Genomic DNA, 7,412 nt, shown 5'->3' on the forward strand with positions numbered 1-7,412 from the left:
ACTCCTAACGTTATAAATCTATTATAAATAGAAAAACCCTATAGGGTAGACTTTTTTTATCATGTCTACTCTATAGGGTACATTTTAAAATTTTCAATCTAGTTCTTTTTTATTTAACTAAGAAGTCATAAAATAATTTTCTTTCAATTCGTATGTCTTGTTCAAACTTAAAGAAATCATCTTTATCATACTTCTCCTTTACAAGTTTTAGTAGTTTAGAGTTTTCACCATAATACTCTTCTTCATAATTTTCAATCTCTGCACAAGGGAAATTAACAAATGATCCATTTGTTATTGACTTTATATATTTTAACTTTTCTAAAAACCAACTAATATTAGCCCTTGCAAATTTTGATTCTTCCCATACTGATTGAAAACCTAATATAAAATTAGCATCCCTATGATAAAATGCTGTACTATCCTTCTTAACGTCTTTTATAACTCCTCCTAACCCATAGAAAGTAATAGCAGTATACGTAGCTCCATCTGACCTTTCTTCTATTAGATTTAGAAGTTCTATAATTTCCTCTCTATTGTAATCCCTATATACAAAATTTCCTGAACTCTTATACTTTTCATGCTCTGGATGACTATCTTGTATTATTCTATTTGCTTCAAGAACAGTCATATAATCTAAACTATAAATTCCTGAACTAACAATATCCTTTATAGGCTTTAATAATTCACTAGCAAGCTTTTTATCTCCATATACTAATCCAACTATTTTTACCCCTCTACCTTTTTCGCTAGAATTATAAATAGCTAATTTAAAATTTGCTCTTTTATCTAATACTTTATATTTTTCTTGCCATGCTTCAATTAATTCAATATTTTCCTCAAAATCTATATTGGTAAAATCAATATTAACTAATGTTGCCATTTCTATTTTAGGTGGTAAATTAAATGTCATAGATGTTATTACCCCAAAATTTCCTCCACCACAGCCTCTTAAAGCCCAAAATAAATCTTCATTAGCTTCTTTATTACAAACTATTAAATTTCCATTACTATCTATTAATTCAACTTCTACTAATCTATCGCATCCCAAACCTAAAAGTCTTGAAGAATATCCCCAGCCTCCACCTAATGTAAATGCTGCTACACCAACTGTAGGGCACCCCCCGCCTGGAAATGGATATCCCTTTTTCCCTGTAGTTTCATAAAGTTCTCTATTGCGAGTCCCACCTTGAACTTTTACTGTTTCATTCTTTTCATCTATGTAAATTTTATTCATTTTACTAATATCAATAACTACTATGTCATTTCCAGTAGAATATCCCTCATAATGATGACGTCCACTTCTTATTCTTATTGAAAGTGAATTAGCTTTAGCAAAAATTATTGCATTTCTAATATCATCTTCTGTTGTACAATATACAATTACTAACGGATATTTTTCTATAGCCCTATTCCACGCTTTTCTTTCTTCCTCATATTCAAAATCTTCTTTAGTAATTACATCTCCAGTTAGCCCTTTGTAATCAAAGTTAATCATCTTTTCACCTCACTAATGTTTATCCAAAGTATATAAGTATTTATATAATCTTATAAGTTATTTTAACTTTTATTCATACCTTTGATAATATCATAACTCAAAGCCTATTTTCTATAAAATTTTTAACTTCTTTCTTACCATTTAAAATTATTATATTTTTATCATTATATATATTTAATTTATCTAATATTTGTGGCCTTATTTTCTTATTATAAGTAAACACCCATTTAAAAAATTCAAAATCTATACCTTCAGGACATCCTTCAGCCATATCTGGTCTACTTTTTCCTTTATACATAAATCTACGCTTAATAATTCTATAAAGACATAAGTATGTTGGCATATTTATAAAAATTATAGTATCAGATTTCTTTGCCCTCACTTCTAATGTCCTAATATAATTTCCGTCAATTATCCACTCTTCTTTATTCACTAATTCCTCAATCTTGCTATTAAACTTATCTTTTGGAGTAGATACCCAACCTTTATTCCAAAAAAATTTATCTAAATGATAAACAGGTATATTTAATTTTTCTGAAAGCTTACGAGAAAAAGTTGATTTTCCTGCACCTCCACACCCTATAACAATTATCCTCTTCATAAATCTTACACCCCCATTATAAATTCTAACATAAAAATAAGCAGAGTAATTATTACTCTGCTAAAAAACAATGCTTTATAAACTTAATTATTCAGCATATTTTTTTAATATTTCAATTATTATATTAGTTGCAATTTCCATTCCTTCTACAGTAATATGTTCATATTCTCCATGGAATGCATATCCACCTGTTCCTAAGTTAGGACAAGGTAATCCCATATAACTTAAAGTAGCTCCATCAGTACCACCTCTAATTGGTTCAATTATAGGAGTAACATTTAATCTCTTCATCGCAGATATTGCATTATCAATTAAATGGATACAAGGCTTAACATGCTCAGCCATATTCTTATATTGATCAGTAATTGTTAACTTAACTGTACCTTCACCATATTTTTCATTTAATAACTTTTCAACTAATTGTAATGTAGCTTTTTTAGACTCAAGCTTACATGCATCATGATCTCTTAATATATATCCTAATATTGCATGATCAGTATTTCCTCTAAAACTTTCTAAGTAATAGAAACCTTCATACCCTTCTGTATGTTCTGGCTTTTCACCTTGTGGTAACATTCTATCAAATTCAATACCTACATTTGTTGCATTAATCATTGTATTTTTTGCAGAACCTGGATGAACTGAAACACCATGAATTTCAACTGTTGCTGCTGATGCATTAAAGTTTTCATAAGATATTTCTCCTTCTACCCCACCATCCATTGTATATGCAAATTGTGCACCAAAGTTTTTAACATCAAATTTACTAGCACCTCTTCCAATTTCCTCATCTGGAGTAAATCCAATGCAAATTTTCCCATGTGGTATATTTTCTTTTATTATTCTTTCTGAAGCTTCCATTATTTCAGCAATACCAGCCTTGTCATCAGCTCCTAAAAGAGTAGTTCCATCTGTTGTAATTAAAGTTCTTCCCTTTAAATTCTTTAAATGAGGGAACTTTTCTACTGAAAGAACTGTTCCATTTAATAATGTTAAATCTTCGCCATTATAGTTTTCAACTAATTGGGGATTTACATTTTCTCCTGGTGCCGCCGGTGCAGTATCCATGTGAGCTATAAAACCAATACTAGGCTTATCTTCATATCCTTTAGTTGCAGGAATAACTCCATAAACATAGCAGTTTTCATCTACTCTTACATCTTCAATTCCAATTTCTCTCATTTCTTCAACTAGTATATTAGCTAAATCAAACTGTCTTTTAGTTGATGGTGTAGTTTCTGATTCTGGATCAGATGTTGTATATACTTTAGCGTATTTTATTAATCTCTCATATGCTTTCATTTTTTATCTCCTTATATATAAACCTTTTTATTATTTACAAAGTTCAATTATTGCTTGCGTAAATATTTTTGCACTAAGTATAAGTTCATCTACAACTGCAAATTCATTATTACCATGCATATTATTATCAGTTCCTGGCATTGTACAACCAAATGCGACACCATTTTTTAAATGATGTACATAAGTTCCTCCACCAATAGCAATACACTCACCCTTTTTACCACTATACATTTCATAACATTTTAATAAAGTTTGAACAAAATCAGAATTTTCATCAACATGATGGCCTTCAAATACATTACATGGTTCTAATTCTATTCCTACCTGTTGTATTTTTTTGGAAATAACATCTCTTAGATTTTTATCATTTGCACAAAGTGGAGCTCTACAGTCAAATGTTCCTTTTAATCCTGTAGTGCTATATTCAAAAATGGTAAATGATAATGTTAATTCTCCTGAAACCTTATCACTCATTTTAACTCCAATAGCATTTCCCTTATAATCACCATGTGGTAATAGCTTATTTATAGCACTTATTCTTTTAAATCCTTCTGATTCTGAAAAATTCATAGTTGCCAATAAATCTAATATAGCAGTTAATGCATTATTAGCACTTTCAGGATAAGCTGCATGACCGCCTACTCCCTTTGCATATATTACACATTTATTATCTTCTTCATTAACAGTAAATTTTACTCCTGTTCTATTTGTAGCTTCCTCAAAGTATTTTTCTATATCTTCCTTACTTAAACCTTCCACAACTGCATTTGCCTTATCAGGAATAACATTAACCTTAACACCAGAGTTTATAGATAAAATTCTTGGAAGAGTCTTATCTTCATCAAATACTGCTGTAAAGTTTCCCTTTAATCCACCTTTTTCAACATTTATTACTGGAAAATCTGCATCTGGTGAAAAAGTCATTGGCGCTTCTTTTTCTATATTATAATAATATTCAATATCAGAACTTCCACATTCTTCGTCAGTTCCTAATATTAATCTCACATTTTTACTTAATGGTATATTTAAATCTTTTACTGCTTTTAATGCATATAAAGCAACTATAGCTGGGCCTTTATCATCTGCAGCACCTCTTCCATATAATTTGCCATCTTTAATTATTGGATTATATGGTTCAGTTATAGTCCATTCATTACTAGCTGGAACTACATCTAAATGTGCTAATATATCTAATGCCTTTTCTTTATTATTAAAGTCAACTGTTCCTACATAATTATTATAGTTTTTAGTTTCAAATCCCATATTTTTAGCAATACTTAAAGCTTCTTCTAAAGCTTTAACTACGCCTTCTCCAAATGGCATTCCTTCTTTTGCTTCTTGTCTATCACTTTTAATTCTTATTACTTTACATATATCCTTTAACATAGACTCTTTATTTTTATTAAAATATTCATCAATTAATGTTTTATACATTTTAAAACACCTACCTTCTAATAAAGTTATATTAGATAATATTATATCCTATTTTGTCCAATTTATAAACTAGTAAGCATTATAATAAAAAGTATAGCGATAATAAAAATTAACACTATACTTTCTAATATTACCTTAATATATTTATAAATAAAGTAATTACTGCAGAGTTAACAAAATCTACAAAAAGTGCTCCTACAATAGGTACTACAAAGTATGGCGTTGGTGCAAATCCAAATTTTGTTGAAAGTGCATCCATATTTGCAACAGCATTAGGAGTTGCTCCCATACCAAACCCACAACTTGCAGATGCAAACACTGCTGCATCATAATCTCTGCCCATGACTTTAAATGTAATGAAGTAAGCAAATATAGCCATAAGTACTGATTGAGCAATTAACATAACTACTAATGGAAATGCTAAATCAAATAATTCCCATAACCTTAATCCCATTAAAGCTATGCATAAGAAATAACTTAAACTAATATTTCCTATTACCTCTATCTCTTTCTCTTCAATCTCTTGCTTTTTTATATCACAAACATTTCTTATAATAGCCGCTGCAATCATTGCTCCTATATATGATGGAAATGTTAGACCTGTATCCTGAATAAACTTAGATATAATTGATCCTACTCCCATAGCAAAGAAAAGATAAGCTGAACCATTCATAAGTTTATGATGACAAAGTATCGCTTGATTATCTTCGTGGAAGTCACTTAATGGAATAGAGTGATCCTCAGAGTGTTTAGGTGTTTTAAGCTTATAGTTTTCTATTAAACTCTTTGCAACAAATCCACCTATAAAACTTCCCATTACTAAACCAAATGTAGCTGATGCAAAAGAAACTGTTGTAGCTCCACTTACACCCATCTCTTCTAAAAGAGGTCCAAAAGAACCGGCTGTTCCGTGTCCACCAATCATAGAAATAGACCCAGTACATAATCCTAATAAAGGATTTAAATCAAATATTTTTGCTAAAGAAGCTCCAACCACATCTTGTGAAATAACTAAAAGAATAGCTATTCCTAAGAACATAGCCACTTTTATTCCACCATTTTTTAATATCTTAAAGCTTGCTGTAAAGCCTACACTAGCAAAAAATGTAGTCATAAATAAATTCTGTAGTGTGGTATCTAATGTTACACTTGCTATATTAGTTATCTTTAAAACTAACATAACTATTGCAAATAAAAGTCCACCCACTACTGGTGCTGGTATACAATATTTAGATAAGAATTTTACATTTTTTCTAAGATATGTACCCAAATAAAATACAATAGTTACTAAAGCCATTGTTTGAAAAATATCCAAATTTAACTCCATCTTATGCTTCTCCTTCTTGTTTATTTTTCTTTAGATTACTATATACTTATACTTTTGTATTTCTTAATTTTATACCTTTTTGTCTCTTTTTGCAAACTATGGTCCTTTTGCCATATTAATTTTATCATTGATAAATACTATATCTTATCTCATAATAGATATAAAAAACTTAATTAATAAGGAGATAAAATTTATGACATTAAAGAAGAAGTCTGCTATTAAATTAGTATGCCCTGTATGTGGAGAAGAAATGATTGAATTTAAATATGGCTATGATAATAATGTTCACGGTAAAGTTTATTTTAAATGTGAACATTGTGGTCATAAGGAAAGTAAAATTCTATAAAGAATCATTTTTTTATCACATTATCCAAAATTCTACATAAATTATTATCATAGAGAATTTTACGAAGGGATATACTATTATGTACTATAAAAGAATCGATGACTGTATCGACTGCAATGATTGTGTAAATAATCCATCTGAATTATCATGTAATATTGCTTGTTCTGATACCAAAAAAAACTGTTATGAATCATATAAGGTTTTTTCTCCTCAAACTTATGCAAAAGCATGTATTGCTCTACAACCTTATCAAAATTTATTTAATATAAATTGTGCATTTGATGCTGGAACAATATTTAAGGATTTATATAGTCCTTATTGTGCTGTTAAGTATTCTGAGGAGGCAAAATAATGAATCAACAAGAGCATTTAAATTCAATTAGAAAATTACAATTTTTCGCTTTAGATCTAAACTTATATTTAGATAATTTTCCTACCTGTAAAGCTGCTGTAGATGACTACAAATTAATTTCCTCCAAATTAAGAAAATTAATTTGGGATTATGAGCAAGAATATGGACCATTAACTAACTTTGGTTCAGCTTATATCCAAAATCCTGATGCCTGGATTGATACTCCTTGGCCTTGGGAAAAAGAAAGTAACAGGGAGGATTAATTTATGTGGTATTATGTTAAAACTTTAGAATATCCTATTAATTTAAAATCTTGCGATTTAAATATGGCAAAACTTATAATAACTCAATATGGAGGACCAGATGGTGAATTAGGTGCTGCACTTAGATATTTAAATCAAAGATATACAATGCCAACAAATAAATCAAAAGGATTATTAACTGATATAGGTACAGAAGAATAAGAACATTTCTGTTATATATATTAAAATACTATAATTACTTATTATAAAACTAAAAGCATATTGGATCTACACCAATATGCTTTATATTTTA

8 protein-coding genes and 1 pseudogene are annotated in these 7,412 nt (G+C 29.2%); 4 read left to right on the forward strand and 5 right to left on the reverse strand.

Features of this window, described 5'->3' with window-relative positions; genetic code table 11:
- Window positions 1-109: 109 nt before the first annotated feature.
- The 5 genes from I4V51_RS20070 to gltS all read right to left on the reverse strand — a co-directional run bounded on the left by I4V51_RS20070 (window position 110) and on the right by gltS (window position 6,159).
- Complete coding sequence (locus I4V51_RS20070) at window positions 110-1,495, reverse strand: FAD-dependent oxidoreductase (protein WP_195990216.1); 1,386 nt, start codon at window positions 1,493-1,495, stop codon at window positions 110-112.
- Window positions 1,496-1,592: 97 nt separating this feature from the next.
- Window positions 1,593-2,096, reverse strand: coding sequence for a DNA topology modulation protein (locus tag I4V51_RS20075; RefSeq protein ID WP_195990217.1), 504 nt, complete (start codon window positions 2,094-2,096; stop codon window positions 1,593-1,595).
- Between the two features lie 87 nt (window positions 2,097-2,183).
- Window positions 2,184-3,398, reverse strand: a complete 1,215-nt coding sequence (gene pepT, locus I4V51_RS20080) for a peptidase T (protein ID WP_195990218.1) — start codon at window positions 3,396-3,398, stop codon at window positions 2,184-2,186.
- 30 nt (window positions 3,399-3,428) lie between these two features.
- On the reverse strand, window positions 3,429-4,832 hold the full coding sequence (gene pepV, locus I4V51_RS20085) for a dipeptidase PepV (RefSeq protein WP_195990219.1): 1,404 nt from the start codon (window positions 4,830-4,832) through the stop codon (window positions 3,429-3,431).
- A gap of 130 nt (window positions 4,833-4,962) precedes the next feature.
- Complete coding sequence (gene gltS / locus I4V51_RS20090) at window positions 4,963-6,159, reverse strand: sodium/glutamate symporter (RefSeq protein ID WP_195990220.1); 1,197 nt, start codon at window positions 6,157-6,159, stop codon at window positions 4,963-4,965.
- A 193-nt stretch (window positions 6,160-6,352) separates the two neighbouring features.
- Here gltS and I4V51_RS20095 point away from each other — a divergent pair, with 193 nt between their 5' ends.
- From I4V51_RS20095 to I4V51_RS20110, 4 genes and pseudogenes are all read left to right on the forward strand, one after another.
- Window positions 6,353-6,505, forward strand: coding sequence for a hypothetical protein (locus I4V51_RS20095; RefSeq protein ID WP_195990221.1), 153 nt, complete (start codon window positions 6,353-6,355; stop codon window positions 6,503-6,505).
- A 79-nt stretch (window positions 6,506-6,584) separates the two neighbouring features.
- The gene (locus tag I4V51_RS20100) at window positions 6,585-6,857 is read left to right on the forward strand and encodes a spore coat associated protein CotJA (RefSeq protein ID WP_195990222.1); all 273 of its coding nucleotides are present in this window, start codon (window positions 6,585-6,587) and stop codon (window positions 6,855-6,857) included.
- Entirely contained in the window at window positions 6,857-7,120 is a 264-nt protein-coding gene (locus I4V51_RS20105) for a spore coat protein CotJB (RefSeq protein WP_195990223.1), read from the forward strand. The genes I4V51_RS20100 and I4V51_RS20105 overlap by 1 nt, the downstream gene beginning before the upstream one ends.
- Window positions 7,121-7,123: 3 nt before the next feature.
- A pseudogene (locus I4V51_RS20110) lies at window positions 7,124-7,318 on the forward strand (manganese catalase family protein); the annotation flags it as partial.
- Window positions 7,319-7,412: the final 94 nt, after the last annotated feature.

Source organism: Clostridium sp. D53t1_180928_C8 (genome assembly GCF_015667795.1).
Classification (GTDB): Bacteria; Bacillota; Clostridia; order Clostridiales; family Clostridiaceae; genus Clostridium.

Coding starts and splice junctions, on each gene's coding strand:
- I4V51_RS20095 (WP_195990221.1), top strand. CDS start 6,353: ATGACATTAAAGAAGAAGTCTGCTATTAAATTAGTATGCCCTGTATGT.
- pepT (WP_195990218.1), bottom strand. CDS start 3,398: ATGAAAGCATATGAGAGATTAATAAAATACGCTAAAGTATATACAACA.
- I4V51_RS20075 (WP_195990217.1), bottom strand. CDS start 2,096: ATGAAGAGGATAATTGTTATAGGGTGTGGAGGTGCAGGAAAATCAACT.
- pepV (WP_195990219.1), bottom strand. CDS start 4,832: ATGTATAAAACATTAATTGATGAATATTTTAATAAAAATAAAGAGTCT.
- I4V51_RS20100 (WP_195990222.1), top strand. CDS start 6,585: ATGTACTATAAAAGAATCGATGACTGTATCGACTGCAATGATTGTGTA.
- gltS (WP_195990220.1), bottom strand. CDS start 6,159: ATGGAGTTAAATTTGGATATTTTTCAAACAATGGCTTTAGTAACTATT.
- I4V51_RS20070 (WP_195990216.1), bottom strand. CDS start 1,495: ATGATTAACTTTGATTACAAAGGGCTAACTGGAGATGTAATTACTAAA.
- I4V51_RS20105 (WP_195990223.1), top strand. CDS start 6,857: ATGAATCAACAAGAGCATTTAAATTCAATTAGAAAATTACAATTTTTC.